The sequence below is a fragment of the Hymenobacter arcticus genome (assembly GCF_054779975.1).
Window position 1 is genome coordinate 265575 of the sequence record NZ_BAAGXF010000001.1, and the last position, 16449, is coordinate 282023.

At 59.1% G+C, this 16449-nt stretch carries 20 protein-coding genes; 12 read left to right on the plus strand and 8 right to left on the minus strand.

All coding sequences use genetic code 11. The features are described 5' to 3' along the window. Window positions 1-102: 102 nt before the first annotated feature. Both ACYVGC_RS01205 and ACYVGC_RS01210 read left to right on the plus strand, forming a co-directional pair. The gene (locus ACYVGC_RS01205; protein ID WP_460581949.1) at window positions 103-702 is read left to right on the plus strand and encodes a hypothetical protein; all 600 of its coding nucleotides are present in this window, start codon (window positions 103-105) and stop codon (window positions 700-702) included. Continuing rightward, on the plus strand, window positions 699-1265 hold the full coding sequence (locus ACYVGC_RS01210; protein ID WP_460581950.1) for a hypothetical protein: 567 nt from the start codon (window positions 699-701) through the stop codon (window positions 1263-1265). Before ACYVGC_RS01205 ends, ACYVGC_RS01210 begins: the two co-directional genes overlap by 4 nt. On the opposite strand, the gene ACYVGC_RS01215 is transcribed toward ACYVGC_RS01210, so the two are convergent. Next, window positions 1262-1936 (minus strand): DUF1361 domain-containing protein, encoded by a 675-nt coding sequence (locus ACYVGC_RS01215; RefSeq protein WP_460581951.1) that lies wholly within the window; start codon window positions 1934-1936, stop codon window positions 1262-1264. The two genes, ACYVGC_RS01210 and ACYVGC_RS01215, sit on opposite strands and share 4 nt — an antisense overlap. A 119-nt stretch (window positions 1937-2055) precedes the next feature. Between ACYVGC_RS01215 and ACYVGC_RS01220 the strand changes: the two genes are divergently transcribed. The 5 genes from ACYVGC_RS01220 (at window position 2056) to ACYVGC_RS01240 (ending at window position 7588) form a co-directional block, all read left to right on the plus strand. Next, window positions 2056-3780, plus strand: a complete 1725-nt coding sequence (locus ACYVGC_RS01220; protein WP_460581952.1) for an ABC transporter substrate-binding protein — start codon at window positions 2056-2058, stop codon at window positions 3778-3780. A 113-nt stretch (window positions 3781-3893) separates the two neighbouring features. After that, complete coding sequence (gene hemL, locus ACYVGC_RS01225) at window positions 3894-5189, plus strand: glutamate-1-semialdehyde 2,1-aminomutase (protein WP_460581953.1); 1296 nt, start codon at window positions 3894-3896, stop codon at window positions 5187-5189. A gap of 132 nt (window positions 5190-5321) precedes the next feature. Continuing rightward, window positions 5322-6230, plus strand: coding sequence for a hypothetical protein (locus ACYVGC_RS01230; RefSeq protein WP_460581954.1), 909 nt, complete (start codon window positions 5322-5324; stop codon window positions 6228-6230). A gap of 91 nt (window positions 6231-6321) precedes the next feature. Next, window positions 6322-6861, plus strand: a complete 540-nt coding sequence (dcd, locus tag ACYVGC_RS01235) for a dCTP deaminase (protein ID WP_460581955.1) — start codon at window positions 6322-6324, stop codon at window positions 6859-6861. A gap of 172 nt (window positions 6862-7033) precedes the next feature. Beyond that, entirely contained in the window at window positions 7034-7588 is a 555-nt protein-coding gene (locus ACYVGC_RS01240) for a hypothetical protein (RefSeq protein WP_460581956.1), read from the plus strand. 90 nt (window positions 7589-7678) lie between these two features. Here the strand turns inward: ACYVGC_RS01240 and gldC are convergent, their stop codons facing one another. From gldC to ACYVGC_RS01265, 5 genes are all read right to left on the minus strand, one after another. Beyond that, entirely contained in the window at window positions 7679-8023 is a 345-nt protein-coding gene (gene gldC, locus ACYVGC_RS01245; RefSeq protein ID WP_460581957.1) for a gliding motility protein GldC, read from the minus strand. A gap of 147 nt (window positions 8024-8170) precedes the next feature. Then, on the minus strand, window positions 8171-9295 hold the full coding sequence (gene dnaN, locus ACYVGC_RS01250) for a DNA polymerase III subunit beta (RefSeq protein WP_460581958.1): 1125 nt from the start codon (window positions 9293-9295) through the stop codon (window positions 8171-8173). A 126-nt stretch (window positions 9296-9421) separates the two neighbouring features. Next, the gene (locus ACYVGC_RS01255) at window positions 9422-9916 is read right to left on the minus strand and encodes a hypothetical protein (RefSeq protein WP_460581959.1); all 495 of its coding nucleotides are present in this window, start codon (window positions 9914-9916) and stop codon (window positions 9422-9424) included. A gap of 16 nt (window positions 9917-9932) precedes the next feature. Beyond that, complete coding sequence (gene ychF, locus ACYVGC_RS01260; RefSeq protein ID WP_460581960.1) at window positions 9933-11033, minus strand: redox-regulated ATPase YchF; 1101 nt, start codon at window positions 11031-11033, stop codon at window positions 9933-9935. 155 nt (window positions 11034-11188) lie between these two features. Then, the gene (locus tag ACYVGC_RS01265; protein WP_460581961.1) at window positions 11189-11596 is read right to left on the minus strand and encodes a DUF3276 family protein; all 408 of its coding nucleotides are present in this window, start codon (window positions 11594-11596) and stop codon (window positions 11189-11191) included. A 269-nt stretch (window positions 11597-11865) separates the two neighbouring features. On the opposite strand from ACYVGC_RS01265, the gene ACYVGC_RS01270 reads away from it, so the two are divergent. The 4 genes from ACYVGC_RS01270 (at window position 11866) to ACYVGC_RS01285 (ending at window position 14075) form a co-directional block, all read left to right on the plus strand. Then, window positions 11866-12804 carry a DUF58 domain-containing protein gene (locus ACYVGC_RS01270; protein WP_460581962.1) on the plus strand — a complete coding sequence of 313 codons (939 nt, stop codon included), beginning with the start codon at window positions 11866-11868 and terminating at the stop codon, window positions 12802-12804. 3 nt (window positions 12805-12807) lie between these two features. After that, window positions 12808-13050, plus strand: coding sequence for a hypothetical protein (locus tag ACYVGC_RS01275; protein WP_460581963.1), 243 nt, complete (start codon window positions 12808-12810; stop codon window positions 13048-13050). Window positions 13051-13124: 74 nt separating this feature from the next. Further along, entirely contained in the window at window positions 13125-13583 is a 459-nt protein-coding gene (locus ACYVGC_RS01280) for a hypothetical protein (RefSeq protein WP_460581964.1), read from the plus strand. 78 nt (window positions 13584-13661) lie between these two features. Beyond that, window positions 13662-14075, plus strand: coding sequence for a hypothetical protein (locus tag ACYVGC_RS01285; RefSeq protein WP_460581965.1), 414 nt, complete (start codon window positions 13662-13664; stop codon window positions 14073-14075). 118 nt (window positions 14076-14193) lie between these two features. Here ACYVGC_RS01285 and ACYVGC_RS01290 read toward each other — a convergent pair whose 3' ends face one another. Next, window positions 14194-14955 (minus strand): SDR family NAD(P)-dependent oxidoreductase, encoded by a 762-nt coding sequence (locus tag ACYVGC_RS01290; protein ID WP_460581966.1) that lies wholly within the window; start codon window positions 14953-14955, stop codon window positions 14194-14196. 91 nt (window positions 14956-15046) lie between these two features. Beyond that, complete coding sequence (locus ACYVGC_RS01295; RefSeq protein ID WP_460581967.1) at window positions 15047-15472, minus strand: helix-turn-helix domain-containing protein; 426 nt, start codon at window positions 15470-15472, stop codon at window positions 15047-15049. A 119-nt stretch (window positions 15473-15591) separates the two neighbouring features. Between ACYVGC_RS01295 and ACYVGC_RS01300 the strand changes: the two genes are divergently transcribed. Continuing rightward, window positions 15592-16155 carry a DinB family protein gene (locus ACYVGC_RS01300; RefSeq protein WP_460581968.1) on the plus strand — a complete coding sequence of 188 codons (564 nt, stop codon included), beginning with the start codon at window positions 15592-15594 and terminating at the stop codon, window positions 16153-16155. Window positions 16156-16449: the final 294 nt, after the last annotated feature.

The following is a 16449-nucleotide window of genomic DNA, read 5'->3' on the forward strand; positions in this document are numbered from 1 at the left end:
GAAAAACAGGACTTGGGGAGCCCAGAAGCCGTAACTAGTGCCACGGCGGCGCAAGTTGCAGCCGGGCGGGCCTTGCAGCTGCTTCCTTAATCCTCATTGCCCATGAAAAAGCCCGCTGTTGGCATCCTGCGCTGGCAGCGCGACGGCCGCACCGTGTACCTCTACGCACGGGATACCTCAGAATGGCCAGCCTTGGTGGGACCGGTATTTTTTACGCTTGTCCTGTGCATTCCTAACCCGTGGGTGCCCATTTTTGCTGGCCTGCTGGTGGGGCCGGGCTTCGGGCTGAATGCCATTGGGCTTATTCGCTTGACTTTCTGGGGCTTACTGGGCTTTTGGGTGCTGGTCCAAGCGCTACTGCTCCTAAGCCACGAGATGGTGGCTATCGGCCAGGGCACCGTGCTGGTTCGGCGGCAGTGCCTGAAATGGGTATTCTATTACCGCCGCTTCAGGGTGCATGACATTCGCCGGGTTGAGGTGCGCGAGCTGTCCGAAATAGGCTTCGAGGGTGGCACACTCCGCTTCCACACCGCCAACGAAATTATTACCTTCGGCCGCACCGTGCAGCCAGCCGAAGCCCGCCTGGCCCTGGAAGAACTAGCCCGGCTGGGCGCACTGCCCGTTGAGCTGGTGGCCCCGGCCCTAGGCGCCACGGCGGGGCTAGCCCCGCCGCCCCGCCCCACTAGCATCCCATCTAAATGAAGCGCACACCGCCCCAGTTCAGTAGCGACCTCGACACGCCTACCATTCGCATTCAATCCGAGAAGTCGGGCTGCACGGTGGGCTTTCTGCTGTTCTGGTTGTCGGGGTGGCTGATGGGGGGCTTCTTCGCCATCCGGGCCCTGGTGCTGGGGCTCCCCATTGGCCCGCCGAGCATGGGCTCGGCCACCATATTTCTGCTTAAATGGCTGGTAATGTGGCTAATCGGCCTAGTGGTTTTTGGCTACTTGTTCTTCTGGATGGTAGCAGGCAAGGAAGTGGTTACGCTGGTCGGAGGCGTGCTGCGCATCAGCAAGAAAGTCGGGCCATTGGGCACTTCGCAGAGCTATGATAGCTATAAAATTCGCCACCTGCGCGCCCAGCCCGACGAATGGCCCACTAGCCTCGATAAAAACCAGCGCAGAGACTGGGGCAGCGGGTCGGTACTGTTCGACTACGGGGCCGAAACCATCCGGTTTGGGGAAATGCTGAGCGAGGCGGAAGCCGCGCGCATCGTCGCTTTTTTGCAGGCACACCGGGTGAGTGTGCGCTGGGCTCTTGACTAGCCCACCGGCTCCTTGGCCTGCCCCAGTAGCCGCACCGTGGCGTAGGCAATGAGCAGGAAGGCCCAGAAAACCACCGTCACGCCCCAGGCCTGCCAGTAGCGGAAGGGGTGCAGAAACTGCTGCACAATATCATACACTAGCGTAAACGGATTGCTGAGCACGTCCCACGAATTATACCGCAGGTAGCGGCCCAGGTACACGCCAAAGGCACTGAGGCCCAGCGCAATAGTCACAAAGCCCCAGCCGGCCGCAAAGCCCAGCCGCTGGCGCACCAGCGCGTGCATATCGAGCAGCGAGGCGAAGGCCAGCATCAGGCCATTCCAGGCGCACGACATGATGAGGGCGAGGTCGTACCAGTAGGGCACGCCGGGGCGGTGCTCCAGGTGAAAAAGGTCGGTGATGAGGTAGGGCGCGTTCGGAAAAAACAGCAGCCACACCACGCCCACCGGCAGCAGCAGCCGCGCGCCGGGCGGGCGGGCGGCCAGCGTGAGGGCCGCGCTCAGGGCAAACGGAATGGCCGCCAGAAACAAATTCCAGAGCAAAAACACCAGCCACAATTTCTGCGTGATGAGCACCCGCCCGGCAATGAGGGCAAAGCTCAGCACCAGCGACAAACCCAGGGCCAGCAGCAGCGGCAGGCGGCGGCGCAGGGCCGGCAACGAAAGGGGCATAAGCAAACGGGAAGCGGGTGACAGCCCTAAGGTAGGAAGCCGGGCGGGGTCGGTTGCATTTTGGGCCCGCCAGGGGCAATGTACCTTTGTGGCGGCCAACCCCGGCCCTCCCCCGTTGCATGACCCGATTGTACTGTGCCCTTGCCGCCTTGCCGTGGCAGCGGCTGCTTATTCTCCCCCTGGCCTTGCTGAGCCTGAGCGCCGCCGCCCAGGGCCAGCTCACGCGCTACCGCACCGGCAAGACGCAGCTCGACCAGGGCCACTACGCCGTGGCCATGCAGGAGCTGGAGCCCCTGGCCCAGCCCATCAACCACTTTGCCCAGGCCCCCGATGCGGCCTACCTCTACGCCGTGGCCGCCACCCGCGCCCGCCAGTGGGCCGAGGCCGAGCAGATGCTCAACCTCATCCGCAACCAGTACCCCACCTACCCCAGCCTCAACGAGGCGCTGTACCTGCAAGGCCAGGTGTCGTTTGAGCAGGGCGACTACGACACCGCCCTACGCACGCTGGGCCAGCTGCCCGCCGAGCAGTACGCCGCCCCGCGCGAAGCCATGCAAACCAGCTACTTAACCAAGCTGCAAGACCGCGCCACCTGGCAGCGCCTCCAAAAGCGCTACCCACAGAGCAAGCTCATCGGCCGGCTCTACGCTGACTTCCTGCTGGGCAGCGGCGCGCTTTCCGACGCCGACCGCCAGCAGCTCGACGCGCTGGTAACGCAGTTTAAGCTCGACCGCAACCGCTATGTGGCTATCGCCGCCGTGGTCCCCACCGCCCCCAAGGCGCTGCCGCGCAAGGGCACCTACAACATTGGGGTACTGCTACCCTTTGAATTACAAGACAATAGCTGGCAAACGCAACGTAAAAACCAGTTCGTAACCGACTTCTACGCCGGCCTGCGCCTGGCCCAGGATTCGTTGCAGCGCGCGGGCCACCCGGTGCAGCTGTTTGCCTACGACACGGGGGCCGACACGCTGACGCTGAAGACGGTGCTGGCCCTGCCCGAGCTGGCGGGCATGGACATGCTGGTGGGCCCGGTATATAAGTCGGGGGCCAAGCTACTGGCCCGCTACGCCCGCGACCACCAAATTATCTGCGTCAATCCGCTTTCGCAAGATGCTGACTTGTTGAGTGATAATGCGTACCACTACCTCTACTCGCCCAGCGCGGCTACCCAGGGGCGCGTGGCCGCGCAGTTTGCGGCTACGTCGTTTGGCACGGGCCGGCCAGCCGTGCTGCTGCACGAAGACAGCAAGGACGAAAACGACTTTGCCACTGCCTACCAGGCCGCTTACGAAGCAGCCGGTGGCAAGCTGACGGCCACCCACGCCTTTCGGCCCGACGACCCCGCCAGCCTGGCCGCGGCCTTCGTGACCGTTGAGCTAACCGGCGCCAGCCATGTAGTAGTCGCCTCCGACCACCGCAAGGCCGGCCCCGCCGCCTTTGCAGCTTTGGCGGCCGTCCCCGCTGCCACCCGACCGGCGCTGCTGGCCCCCGGCACCTGGCTCGACAACCCCAGCCTGGGCCTGGGCCAGCTGGGCGGCGCTTACTATTACCAGCCCAAGTACTTCGACCGGCAAAGCCTGGGCTACCGCCGCTTCCGCCAGCTTTATCTGGCAAAGCAGAAGCTACCACCTTCCGTTTTTGCCAACCAAGGCTTCGAATTGCTGTTGTTTTTCAGCAATGCGCTGCTGCAATACGGCCCGGCTTTCCAGGGCGCGTTGGCCACGGCACCAGCCCAGCCGGGCGCCATCTTCGAGGGCCTCACCTACCCCGACGGTACCCATGACAACCAAACCGTGCCCCTGCTGAAGCTTAGCAACCTAGAGCCGCAGCTGCTGCGCTGATTAAATTAATGATTGATGGTTAATAGATAAATGGTTAATGCCAGGTGGGCCACTCAACCAAGTCAGCTATTTCTCATTAATCATTAACCACTAAGAAATTAATCATTAAAAAAGTGACTACTTCCGAAACTCTATTTGCCCGCGCCCAGGAATTGATTCCGGGCGGAGTCAACTCGCCGGTGCGGGCCTTCCGGGCCGTGGGTGGCGCGCCCGTATTCATGCAGTCGGCCCAGGGCGCCTGGCTCACCGATGTAGATGGCAATCAATACGTTGACTTTATTAATTCGTGGGGCCCGATGATACTCGGCCACGCGCCCGAGGTGGTGCTCGATGCCGTACGCGCCGCCTTGCCGGCTTCGCTGTCGTTTGGTGCGCCCACCCGCCGCGAGGTCGAGCTGGCCGAATTGCTGATTGACATGGTGCCCAGCCTGGAGAAGGTGCGGCTCGTCAACTCGGGCACCGAGGCTACCATGTCGGCCATTCGGGTGGCGCGGGGCTACACGGGGCGCGCCAAAATCCTCAAGTTTGAGGGCTGCTACCACGGGCACGGCGACTCGTTTCTCATTGCCGCTGGCTCGGGGGCACTCACGTTGGGCGCGCCCGACTCGCTAGGCGTAACGCAGGGCGTGGCCCAGGATACCCTCACGGTGCCCTACAACGACTTGGCCGCCGTGGAGGCCGCCATCGCCGCCAACCCCGAGCAGTTGGCCGCCATCATCATCGAGCCGGTGGTGGGCAACATGGGCCTCGTGGAGCCGGCCACCGGCTTCCTGGCCGGGCTGCGGGCGCTGTGCACCCAGCACGGTATTGTGCTGATATTCGACGAAGTAATGACTGGCTTTCGCCTGGCGCAGGGCGGCGCACAGGAGCGCTTCGGCGTGGTGCCCGACATGACCACGCTGGGCAAAATCATCGGCGGCGGCTTGCCCGTGGGGGCCTACGGCGGCCGGGCCGACATTATGAACCAGGTGGCCCCCGCCGGCAAGGTGTACCAGGCGGGCACGCTGTCGGGCAACCCGCTGGCCACCGCCGCCGGCATGGCCCAGCTGCGCTACCTGCACGAGCATCCCGAGGTGTACACGCAGCTCGAAGCCACCAGCACCCGCCTGGCCGATGGCACCCGCCAGATTGCCAAGGAGTTGGGCCTAAACTACACCGTCAATCAGGTGGGCTCCATGTTCAGTTTGTTTTTCACGGCCGAGCCGGTGACCAACTTGGAAGACGCCAAAAAATCCAACCTGCCGGCTTTCGGTCGCTACTTCCACGCCATGTTGCAGCGCGGCATCTACTTGGCCCCGTCGCAGTACGAGGCGCTGTTCGTGTCTACGGCCATCACCGATGAGCTAGTAGCGAAGTATCTCACCGCCTGCCGCGAGTCGCTGGTGGAGGCGCACGGCCTGGCCGCGTAATTTTGCGCGCAAAGTTTCGCAGGGTTAAAAGAGGTTTCGCTAAGTTTCAATGAAAACTATCTAGTTGATAATCTTACGTTTTACTTCGCGAAACCTCTTTTAACCTTGCGAAACTTCGCGCTACATTTTTCTATGCGTAATCTGCTCAAGCTGCTTCTTTTTCTGCCGTTAATGGCCTCGGCCCAGACGCCCGCCGAAACCAACAAGCAGCTCTTCGACCGCACCATCGACGAGCTGAATTTTCGCACCTTCGAGACGGTGTACGACAAGCATTTTACGCGGCAAAAATTCCCAACCAGCCTACGCACCGCCGCCGCTCGCCGGCAATTCAGCACTTTTGAGAATAATGCCGAATTGCAGAAGCTGTTTCTCAATTACAACGGGGTAGCCGAGCGCTACAAAACGCGCTTCGGCAACGGGGCCCTCACGCAGGCCGAGTTTGAAAAGCAGCTCGACGGGGTGCTGCGCGACCGTAACTTCGAGTTCTTCATCCGGGGCCTGCCGCGCGATGAAAAATCGGCCCTCATTCGCACTGAGCAGCGCGTTATCAAGCAGGCCGCGGCCCAGTTCAACGCGAGCGGTGCCACCGCCGCCCGCCCCGCTCCCGAACCCGAGGAGCCGCTGTCCGCTGCCGCGCCGCTCACCACCAACGGCCCCGTACCCAGCGACGATGCCGCCCCCGCCGCCGCTACCGAGCCCGATATTCGCCCCATCGCCGGGGCCGGGGCCGAAACCAGCAGTTCCGGCCCCGGGTGGACCGGCTATTTTACCCTGCTATTCAGCCTGGGTTCCTTCGGCCTGCTGCTTTATATGGTAGCCGACATGCTGCCCGAACTGCGCCGCCTGCGCCGCCAGGTACGCACCCTCGAAGCCGAGCAAGCCTACTACCCCGCCGCCCCCACCGAGGACGAGGACGATACCCCGGGCGCGCCCGACGAGCAGCTGCCGCCCGCCGAGCGCGGCCCCGGCTTTTTCAGCCGCTTCCGCCCCCAGTCCACCGGCGAATTACCAGCCGACCACTACGACGACGATTCTCATTAATTCCTTTTGCTTCACGCATTTAGCTAGTAAGTACTTTATTGACAAACTACTTAGCTAAGTCGCGTGCAAGCCGCTTAACTACGATTACCCCGTGATTCTGACCGACCAGCAAATCCGCGCCGAAATGGAGCGCGGTACCATTGTAGTGCAGCCCTACGACCCCAGCTGCCTGGGTACCAACTCCTACGACGTGCACCTGGGCCGCTACCTGGCTACCTACGACAACGCGGTGCTCGACGCCCGCCAGCACAACAAGATTACCACCTTCGAAATGTCGGCCGAAGAAGGCTTCGTGCTGGAGCCCGGCATTCTCTATCTTGGTGTAACTGAGGAATATACTGAAACCCACGCCCACGTACCTTTCCTCGAAGGCAAGAGCAGCGTTGGCCGCCTGGGCATCGATATTCATGCCACGGCCGGCAAGGGCGACGTGGGTTTTTGCAACCACTGGACCCTGGAAATCAGCGTGTCGATGCCCGTGCGGGTGTACCCTGGTATGCCCATTGGGCAGCTCATTTACTTTGGTATTCAGGGCGATGTGCAAACGCTTTACAACCACAAGCAGTCGGCCAAATACAACGAGCGCAGCGACCGCCCAGTGGAAAGCATGATGTGGAAAAATCGGTTTTAGCGGATGTAGGGTACGCTTTAGCTTGCCGCCGCAAGCGCCAGCGGCAAGCTCAAAGCTTACCCTACATCCCTAACCACAACAGCAGATTCTGCGTTAAAACGGGCAGCCCCGCGCCGCTCGGTCCTGGCGCGATAGTTGGCTACTAGTCCTTCTATCCACGAGTTGTTTGTCCATGAAATCTGCTTTTGCCCTCTTGCTGTTGGCCGCTACGCTCACCGCCCATGCCCAGCAAACACCTGCCGTGCCCGCCCCCGCGCCGCGGGATAAGACCCAGCAAAGCCCCCGCCTCAACCCTGGCACCAGCGACCGCGCCGAGCACCTGAGCGACCAGATGACGCGCGACCTGCGCCTCAATGGTTACCAGGCCGCCCGCCTCCGCGCCATCAACAGTGACAAAATTACTAAGCTTGAAATAGCTGAGCGTCAATACGCTAAGAATCCCGACCAGCTCGATAAGGAGTCGAAAGTTATTGCCCAGGAGCGTGACAAGGAACTGCAAGCCGTGCTCAGCACCGACCAGTACACCGATTACTTCGACGCCCGCAAGCGCTACACCCAGGCCGACCGCAACTACTCGCGCAACGCCTCGGCATCCATACTGGTCAACTCGGTGCAAAACCCCGAGCCCGCCCGGGCTAATAACGCCACCATTGCGCCTACGCCCACCAAAGCCAAGCAGCCCGCCCGCCGTGGCGACGAGCCGTTTGGCCGCACCCTGCGCCAGTGAGTAGCCGATAATTCTTTCTATTAAAAAAGGCCTTCCGCGCAGTGCGGAAGGCCTTTTTTATTATTAGTAAAGCGCAATGTACAATAGTGCTTACGCTTGCAAGTCCGTCTGGCCTTGCTCTTCGAGGTAGTCGCTCAGCTCTTTGCAGAGGGTACGCATCATCTCGGCCATTTTCTTGTCGCCGGTAGCCGTCTGGATGGTTTCGGCCATTGAGCCAATATTATCCACCACAAAAAACTTCATGGCGTCGGTGGGCATGTCCTTGGTCCAAAGGTCGATTTTCATCGTCGCGTCGGCATTCCGGTCCCAAATAGCCACGTTGATGGCCTTGGCAAAGTGCATGTCGGGGCCCGCATCGGTGGCCTGCCAGCTAATGGCTTCAGGCACTTTCTTATCGTCAAGGGCAATACTAAAGCGGATTTCGGATTTCTTCATTTAATCACAGATTTTGCAGATTGGGCAGATTTCGCAGATTCAGACGTCAGCTTACAGCTTCGAGCGGCGCAGGCTTAAACCAAAAGTTATTAGTTATCCTGCGCCATTCGAATCTGCGGAATCTGCTCAATCTGCAAAATCTGCGATTTAGACGTAGTTATTGAGCATTACGGGCATCACCAGCATCAGGATGCTTTCGTTTTCATCGGCCTGGGCGGGCATCAGCAGGCCGGCGCGGTTGGGCGTACTCAGCTCCAGCGTGATTTCGTCGGAGTCGATGTTCGACAGCATTTCTTGCAGGAAGCGGGCGTTGAAGCCAATTTCCATGTCCTCGCCGTCGTACTGACAGGTGAGAGTTTCCTTGGCTTCGTTGCTGAAGTCCAGGTCCTCGGCCGAAATCACCAGTTCGGAGCCCGTGAGGCGCAGGCGTACTTGGTGGGTTGTTTTGTTGGAGTAGATGCTGATGCGGCGCACCGAATTCAGCAGCTCAGCCCGGTTGATAGTCAGCTTGTTGGGATTGCTAACGGGAATAACGTTCTCGTAGTCGGGGTAGCGCTCATCGATGAGGCGGCACACCAACCGCATCTGGTTGAACGAGAAAAACGCGTTGCTCTGGTTGAACTCGATGCGCACCGTGGCGGATTCGCTCGGCAAGGAGCTTTTCAGCAGGTTGAACGCCTTGCGCGGGATGATGAGGTTGGCGGTTTGGCCAGCGCCCACATCCTGGCGGCGGTAGCGTAGCAGGCGGTGGCCATCGGTGGCCACGAACGTGATTTGCGAATCGGCCAGCTGCACCAAAATGCCGGTCATGGCGGGGCGCAGCTCGTCGGTGCTAACGGCGAAAATCGTCTTGTTGATGGCCCGCGCCAGCGACGACGACGGGATTTCGACCGGGGCCGAGCCCTTCACCACCGGCACGCGGGGGAAGTCGGCGGCGTTTTCGCCGGCCAGCTTGTAGCGGCCGTTGGCTGAGCTAATTTCGATGGTGTAGGTTTCCTCGTCCAGGGTGAAGGTCACGGGCTGGTCGGGCAGGTTCTTGAGCGTATCGAGCAGGATGCGGGCGGGAGCCGCAATGCGCCCCGACTCGTTGGCTTCGATGGGCAGCTCAGTCATCATGCTCGTCTCCAGGTCGGAGGCGGTGATGGTGAGCTTGCCCGGCTCGATTTCAAACAGGAAGTTCTCCAGGATGGGCACCACGGGGTTGTTCGTGACCACGCCGTTGATGCTCTGGAGCTGCTTGAGCAGGGCCGAGGACGAAACAATGAACTTCATATAATTGGTGGGTTTGGGCTAGGTTTTGGCAGGGGGCAAAGATACGTTGGGGGCGGGCTGTATTACCAGCAAAAAGCCTGACGTTCTCGCGTCAGGCTTTCTGCTGGTAATACAGAAAAATTACAGTTACTCTTGAAGCCCTTTGAACGAACTAAGTATCTGTTCAATCATAAGCGCTTGCTGACTTTGCACTTTGTTTTCTTCTTGCCATTCGGTAAATCTGCCAATTAGCGCATCAAACTTTAAAGCCTTCAACCACATGATTGCCATTTGATTGAAGAGAAAATCATGTAAGAAGTTCTTTACTGAATGGCCCTTAGATTCATACACTCCGTGTTGAGTCGATACTTTGATATTACTGCTATTAACCGGTGTAGAAGCTCCGCTATAGTGCACAAAAATGTGTTTACCTATGAACCTCATCAGATGCTCGCCTGCATCATTCATATTAGCCAACTGTTTGACAAGAATTGAGAATAATTCAATCTCATCATCGGCATATGAGTCATCCGCCTCCTCCTGAGACGCGTCGCTAAAAAGTTTCAGCGCAAAGAATGCTCCTTCGGCTTCATCATGTGCCAACTTTAGAAGCGCTTTATCAACAAGTTCTTTTCTAGTCATGGCAGCAAGCTAGCAATCAAACGTTAAAGCGGAAGTGCATGATGTCACCATCCTGCACCACGTATTCTTTGCCTTCCACGGCCATCTTGCCAGCTTCCTTGATTTTTACTTCGGTCTTATACTCTTGGTAATCAGCGAGCTTGATAACCTCAGCGCGGATGAAACCCTTCTCGAAGTCGGAGTGGATGACGCCGGCGGCGGCGGGGGCTTTGTCGCCGCGGTGCACCGTCCAGGCGCGTACTTCCTGCACGCCGGCCGTGAAGTAGGTGATGAGGTTGAGCAGCTCGTAGCTGGCGCGGATGAGCTTGTTGAGGCCCGACTCGGTGAGGCCGTACTCGCCCAAGAACATCTCTTTTTCCTCGGGGTCTTCCATGTCGGCAATCTGCTCCTCAATGGCGGCCGACACCAGCACTACCTGGGCGTTTTCGGCTTTCACGTGCGCGCGCAGGGCGGCCACGTGGTTGTTGCCATCGGTGGCGATGCTGGCCTCGTCCACGTTGGCCACGTAGATAACGGGCTTAATGGTAAGCAGTTGCAAGTCGGCTACGGCTTCGAGGTCGTCGGCAGTGGCGGTTACGGCGCGGGCGTTTTCGCCGGCTTCGAGGGCCTGCTTGAACTTCTGGAGGCTGGCTACTTCCTTCTTGGCTACGGCGTCGCCGGCCTTGGCGCTGCGCTCGCTCTTGATGAGCTTCTTGTCGATGCTCTCCAGGTCTTTGAGCTGCAACTCCGTGTCAATCACGTCTTTATCAAACACGGGGTCGACGCCGCCGGCTACGTGCACGATGTTGGGGTCTTCGAAGCAGCGCACCACGTGAATGATGGCATCGACCTCCCGGATGTTGGCCAGGAATTTATTGCCCAGGCCTTCGCCCTTGCTGGCGCCCTTTACGAGGCCGGCAATGTCCACAAACTCGATGATGGTGGGCAGCACGCGCTTGGGGTTGACGAGGGCTTCCAGAATCTGGAGGCGCTCATCGGGCACGGTGATGACGCCCACGTTCGGCTCAATCGTGCAGAAAGGGTAGTTGGCCGATTCGGCCTTGGCGTTGGATAACGCGTTGAAAAGCGTGGATTTGCCGACGTTCGGCAGGCCGACAATACCGCAGCGGAGGCCCATTATCTTGAATTATGAAGTGTGAGGTATGAATTAGGAGTTTGCCTAATTCAGTGGGTAAAGGTACGGCGGAGCCGCGCTGGCTGGGCCGCCTACGCAAAACGCGCCGCTGCTCTGGCTTAGAGCAGCGGCGCGTTTCGGGAGCTAGCCGGGCGAAGCTAGTAAGTGCTCTCGCCCAGGTCGGGGGGGGTGTCGTAACCGGCCGGGCGGTCGGGCTGGGTATCGGGCTGGCCGTCGAAGCGGGGCTGCTCGCCCTCGAAAGCGGGACGCGGGCGGTCGAGCTCGGCCACTTCTTCCTCGGTCAGCAGCTCTTCGCGCACATAGTCCACGGCATCGTGCAGGGCGTCGATAAACTTGTTGAAATCCTCTTTATACAGAAAAATTTTGTGCTTTTCGTAGCTCACCGGGCCGTCGGGGTCGGAGCCAGGGCGGCGCTTACTTTCGGTGATGGTCAGGTAATAGTCCTGGCCACGGGTGGCTTTTACGTCGAAGAAATACGTGCGCTTGCCCGCTTTCATGCGGTGCGAGTATATTTCTTCCTGGTCTTTAGAGTATCTTTCTTCCACGAGCTAAGGGAGGGGAAACGAATGTGAGTTAACGGATAAAGCACTAAACTTGCGTTGGCCTGAGCAAAGATAAAACGGGAAAGCCTTACCATAATCCAGTTTTTGCCTAACGAAACCCAACTAGCAGCCGGCTTGTTTATCAGCACGTAAGATTGGTTTAGCTACTGATTGGGGCCACCCCGCAGTGAAAATGCCGGTAAGCGCCACGCTAAGCGCAAGTAGTGCACTGATTTATACTTCTATACTATCCATTCTCCGCTTTTCCTGTCATGCCTGCGCCTGCCCTCGACCTTGCCGCCATTCGCTCTTTCGAAAACCTAGAGCTGCTGGCCCGGCAACTGGTCGATGGCTTCATCACGGGCTTGCATCAGTCGCCGTACCACGGCTTTTCGGTCGAGTTTTCGGAGCACCGCCTCTACAACCCCGGCGACAGCACCCGGCACATCGACTGGAAGGTATTTGCCCGCACCGATAAGCTCTTCGTGAAGCGCTACGAGGAGGAAACCAACCTGCGCGCCCACCTGCTACTCGACGTGAGTGCCAGCATGTATTACCCCGCGCCGGGCCACGACAAGCTGAAATTCAGCATCTTGGCCGCGGCGGCGCTCACCACGCTGTTGCAGCGCCAGCGCGACGCCGTGGGCCTCGTCACCTTCGCCGAAACGGTGGAGTTGCAAACGCCCGTGCGCTCGACCAGCGCCCACCGCCACACGCTACTACTGGCCATGCAACAGCTGCTGGAGCGGCCCGCGCCCACGGCCGCCACCCGCCGCACCGCCGCCCACACCGATGTGGCGGGCGTGCTGCACACCATTGCCCAGCAAATACCCAAGCGCTCGCTCGTCGTCGTGTTCAGCGACATGCTAGGGCGCGGGGCCGCCGAGCAGGAGGCCGCCCTGGCCGCCTTGCAGCACCTGCGCCACCAGCACCACGAGGTACTGCTGTTTCACGTGCTGGACCGGGCCACAGAAACTAATTTTGACTTCCAGGACCGGCCCTACATCTTCGAGGATGTAGAAACGGGCCAGGAAATCCGCCTTCAGCCGGGGCAGGTGCGGGCGCAGTACCGCGCGGCCATGCAGCAGTTTGAGGCCGACCTAGCCCTGCGCTGCGGGCAGCTTAAGATTGATTTTGTGCCCGTGGATGTGCGCGAGCCGTTTGATAAGGTGCTGTACGCTTACCTAGTGAAGCGCGGCAAAGCCCGGTAATTTATGTTCGCTACTTTTTTTTTCGGGGCCATTGCCCTGTTGCTGATTGATGCCCTGCTGGCGTCCGTCACCATGTACATCGCCTACTCGCACGGCCACTCGCGGCTGAAGTGGTTTGTGCTGGGCATGGTGCTGCCGTTTTTCTCCATTTTTATTGCGCTGGCCGTGGCTATTCGCGACGAGCAGCGGGCCAAGGCAGCCCGCGGCGGCGCGCCCGCCCCCGTGCCCGAGCCGGGCGAGTTTTAAGCGTAGTGCAGGCTCGGCCGTAGCTTCGCGGCAGTTTTTAACCCGCCGGCTGGCCCGGCACATTTTGGTTTTATATGTACCAGGTACTTCTGTTTCTTCACTCGTGGCTACGCTGGTTTGTGCTGGGCGCGGGCGTGCTGGCCGTGTTTCGCGCCTACGCGGGTTGGTCGGGCCGCCGGCCGTTTACCAAGGGTGATAATGCCATAAGCGCGGCATTTTCGGGCTTCATGTGGCTGCAAGTTATTGTGGGCCTGGGGCTTTACTTCGGCCTCAGCCCCTACGGCCTCAAGGCTATGAAAGTGGCTGGTGCCATGAAAGACCCCACCACCCGCTTCTTCGGTATGGAGCACGTAGTGGTGATGATACTCGCTGCCATTCTGGCCCAAGTGGGCCGCATTGCGCTCAAAAATGCCTCCACCGACACGCTCAAACACAAGAAGGCGCTCACTTATTTTGGCATTGCCCTGGTGCTGGTGCTGCTCATGATTCCGTGGGGTTTGTGGAACCCGGCGCGGCCGTTGTTTCGGTTTTAAAAATCGATTGCTTGCACCCGAAACGCCTGCTTTTTGCAAAAAAAGCAGGCGTTTTTACGTTTGTCCTCTCCCTTCATTATGAATGACGACCTAACCCTGAATGAGGATATCGTCTTGTTAACTCTACATAATAACTGGCAATGCGACCTTCCTTTTGGATGGGTTCCTATCACCGGAAGCCACCATGTGCCTGATACTGAAGTTTATGATGACGAAGCTTTTGAGCCTTTTAGTGAAATTGTAAGGCAAGCTATTGGCCTCATTTACAATGTAGTTAAAGTATATAATATTGAAGAAGGAGGTTCAGTTTTTATAAAAGAACTCAGCGAATGCTTTTTTGGCTATGATGGCTTAGAGCGTATGTTCACAGATAGTAAATTTCGCTTTCTACTTTATTTTTCTCATGAGAATTCGGTGACAATTGGCGGCCGGGAATTGCTAGAAGAAATTCACCATCTATGGCCAGCATATTCAGATAACTTATACTCATGATTGAGCGGGTATCTTATGCAATCCATTCCAAAACCTAGCCTCTCTACTTGCGAGCAGGCTAGGTTTTATGCACCAAACAGAATTAGAGCGGATTATCGTCCATATTACGCAGTTTAGCCTAAATATTCATGCCGCCCGACGCCTCGATGCGCTGGGCGTTAATCCAGCGGGCGTCGTCGGTGCAGAGGAAGGCCACTACGCCGCCGATGTCGTCGGGCTCGCCCACGCGGCCCAGGGCCGTCATGCCGGCTACCATCGTGTTTACTTGCGCGTTATCGCGCACCACGCCGCCACTAAAGTCAGTGGCGATAGCGCCGGGGGCCACCACGTTGGCCGTGATGCCGCGCGCGCCCAGCTCCTTAGCCTGGTAGCGGGTGAGCACTTCGATGGCGCCCTTCATGCTGGCGTAGGCTGAGGAGCCGGGCAGACTGAACCGCGCCAGCCCCGACGAGATGTTGATGATGCGGCCGCCGTCTTCCAGCAGCGGCAAGGCCTTCTGGGTCAGGAAGAACGGGCCTTTGAGGTGAATATTCAGCACCTCGTCAAACTGCGCTTCGGTGGTGTCGGCGAAGGCAGCGTGCAGGCCCGTGCCGGCGTTATTAATCAGAAAGTGGAACCGCTCGGCTTGGAACGTATGCTGGAGCGCGGCTTTTACCTGGGCGAAAAATGCGTCGAAGCTGCTGGCGTTGCCAGCATCGAGCTGCAAGGCGGCGGCCTGGCGGCCGTGGCTTTTTATTTCGGCTACTACGGCCTCGGCTTCGGCTTGCTGGCGGTGGTAGGTTAGCAGCACGTCGATGCCTTTGGCGGCCAGGCTCAGGGCCATGTTTTTGCCTAGGCCGCGGCTGCCGCCGGTTACGAGGGCGATTTTGGAACTACTCATGGAAGCAGGATTTTGGGTTTGTTGCTAACACAAAGGTCCTGCCCCCAGCCAACCAGTTTATGGTGAGTAGTTAAGATAAAATGGTGAGTAGTTAAGATAAAATGGTGAGTAGTTCCGACTTTTCTACGCGCCGCCCGGCCCATACCTGCTCGCGGTACTGCTTGGGCGTGACGCCCGCAAAGCGCTTGAAAAACTTGGTGAAGTTGGACGGGTCGTAGGTGAGGCTGGCGGCGATGTCGGCCACCGGGCGGGTGGTATCGCGCAGCAGCCCCTGCGCCACGGCCAGAATTTCGGCCTCGAAGAAGAAGCACGGCGGCTGGCCGGTGGTGAGCTTCAGCGTGTTGCTAAGGTGCGTGGGATGAATGCAGAGCTGACTAGCGAAGTCGCGGATTTCGAGCATCTCGGTAGCGCGGCCAGCCGCGATGTCGGCTACGTGGGCGGCCACCAGGCGCTGAAAATCAGCAGTTATCTCGTGCTGGCGAGCCAGGATTTTCTGGGGAAGGGGAGCTGTGGCCATGCCAGGGTAACAAGCGAGGTGAAAAATATTCTTGGGGCGCAAGAAGCTACCAGACGCACCGCGGCCCCGCTTACTTTTAGCCCGCTGCCTGCTGTCAGGCCGCTTAGCCCCCTTTCCCCATGCCGCAGGACTTTCTTACCAGCGCCCGCAAGCAGTTTGCCTATTACAAACTACTCGGCGAGCAGGCCATGAGCCAGGTCACCGATGAGCAGCTGCACTGGCAGCCCAACGCCGTCAGCAACAGCATTGCCGCCATTGTTAAACATTTGTGGGGCAATATGTTATCACGGTGGACGGACTTCCTGACCACCGACGGCGAAAAGCCCTGGCGCGCCCGCGAAGCGGAGTTCGACAACGACCTGCGCACCCGCGCCGAGGTGCTGGCCCACTGGGAAGCCGGCTGGCAGTGCCTGTTTGCCGCGCTCGACGCCCTCACGCCCGCCGACCTCGACAAGCTTCTTTACATCCGTCACCAGGGCCACAGCGTGACGGAGGCCATCAACCGGCAGCTGGCGCACTACCCCTACCACGTGGGCCAAATCGCGTTTCTGGCCCGGCTGCTGGCCGGCGAGTCATGGCAGTCGCTCTCCATTTCGCGCGGCACGTCGGCGGCTTACAATGCCGAGAAATTTGCCCGGCCCCCGCACCAGGCGCATTTCACGGATGAGAAGCTGGGTAGCTAGCGTAGCGCCGGCGTGATGAGGTGCTCCTGCGCCAGCGTGTAACCGGCCAGCTCCGCGGGGCTGGTCTTTCTTTTTGGCAGCCTGCTTTATCGGCCCCTATCAATTTTTGAGGCTGTTTAGTACACTACCTATTAGTATTTAACCTCGTCCAGTAGTGCTTGAGAGCTATCCCTACCAAAAGTCATTGTTTTATAGTTAACTGCCTTTGCAGAAAAGGGCAATTCCTTTTTTTCATAAAAAACCTTGGCTTATTGCTGCTTTAAATCTCCTTGCCTACTACTTTAGGCGTTCGAA

Bases quoted from the DNA above. Each gene is read 5' to 3' on its own strand.
- ACYVGC_RS01280 (WP_460581964.1), top strand. From the start codon at position 13,125: ATGTACCAGGTACTTCTGTTTCTTCACTCGTGGCTACGCTGGTTTGTG.
- ACYVGC_RS01300 (WP_460581968.1), top strand. From the start codon at position 15,592: ATGCCGCAGGACTTTCTTACCAGCGCCCGCAAGCAGTTTGCCTATTAC.
- ACYVGC_RS01270 (WP_460581962.1), top strand. From the start codon at position 11,866: ATGCCTGCGCCTGCCCTCGACCTTGCCGCCATTCGCTCTTTCGAAAAC.
- ACYVGC_RS01285 (WP_460581965.1), top strand. From the start codon at position 13,662: ATGAATGACGACCTAACCCTGAATGAGGATATCGTCTTGTTAACTCTA.
- dnaN (WP_460581958.1), bottom strand. From the start codon at position 9,295: ATGAAGTTCATTGTTTCGTCCTCGGCCCTGCTCAAGCAGCTCCAGAGC.
- ACYVGC_RS01230 (WP_460581954.1), top strand. From the start codon at position 5,322: ATGCGTAATCTGCTCAAGCTGCTTCTTTTTCTGCCGTTAATGGCCTCG.
- ACYVGC_RS01215 (WP_460581951.1), bottom strand. From the start codon at position 1,936: ATGCCCCTTTCGTTGCCGGCCCTGCGCCGCCGCCTGCCGCTGCTGCTG.
- ACYVGC_RS01220 (WP_460581952.1), top strand. From the start codon at position 2,056: ATGACCCGATTGTACTGTGCCCTTGCCGCCTTGCCGTGGCAGCGGCTG.
- ACYVGC_RS01240 (WP_460581956.1), top strand. From the start codon at position 7,034: ATGAAATCTGCTTTTGCCCTCTTGCTGTTGGCCGCTACGCTCACCGCC.
- ychF (WP_460581960.1), bottom strand. From the start codon at position 11,033: ATGGGCCTCCGCTGCGGTATTGTCGGCCTGCCGAACGTCGGCAAATCC.
- ACYVGC_RS01295 (WP_460581967.1), bottom strand. From the start codon at position 15,472: ATGGCCACAGCTCCCCTTCCCCAGAAAATCCTGGCTCGCCAGCACGAG.
- ACYVGC_RS01210 (WP_460581950.1), top strand. From the start codon at position 699: ATGAAGCGCACACCGCCCCAGTTCAGTAGCGACCTCGACACGCCTACC.
- ACYVGC_RS01255 (WP_460581959.1), bottom strand. From the start codon at position 9,916: ATGACTAGAAAAGAACTTGTTGATAAAGCGCTTCTAAAGTTGGCACAT.
- ACYVGC_RS01205 (WP_460581949.1), top strand. From the start codon at position 103: ATGAAAAAGCCCGCTGTTGGCATCCTGCGCTGGCAGCGCGACGGCCGC.
- ACYVGC_RS01275 (WP_460581963.1), top strand. From the start codon at position 12,808: ATGTTCGCTACTTTTTTTTTCGGGGCCATTGCCCTGTTGCTGATTGAT.
- gldC (WP_460581957.1), bottom strand. From the start codon at position 8,023: ATGAAGAAATCCGAAATCCGCTTTAGTATTGCCCTTGACGATAAGAAA.
- ACYVGC_RS01290 (WP_460581966.1), bottom strand. From the start codon at position 14,955: ATGAGTAGTTCCAAAATCGCCCTCGTAACCGGCGGCAGCCGCGGCCTA.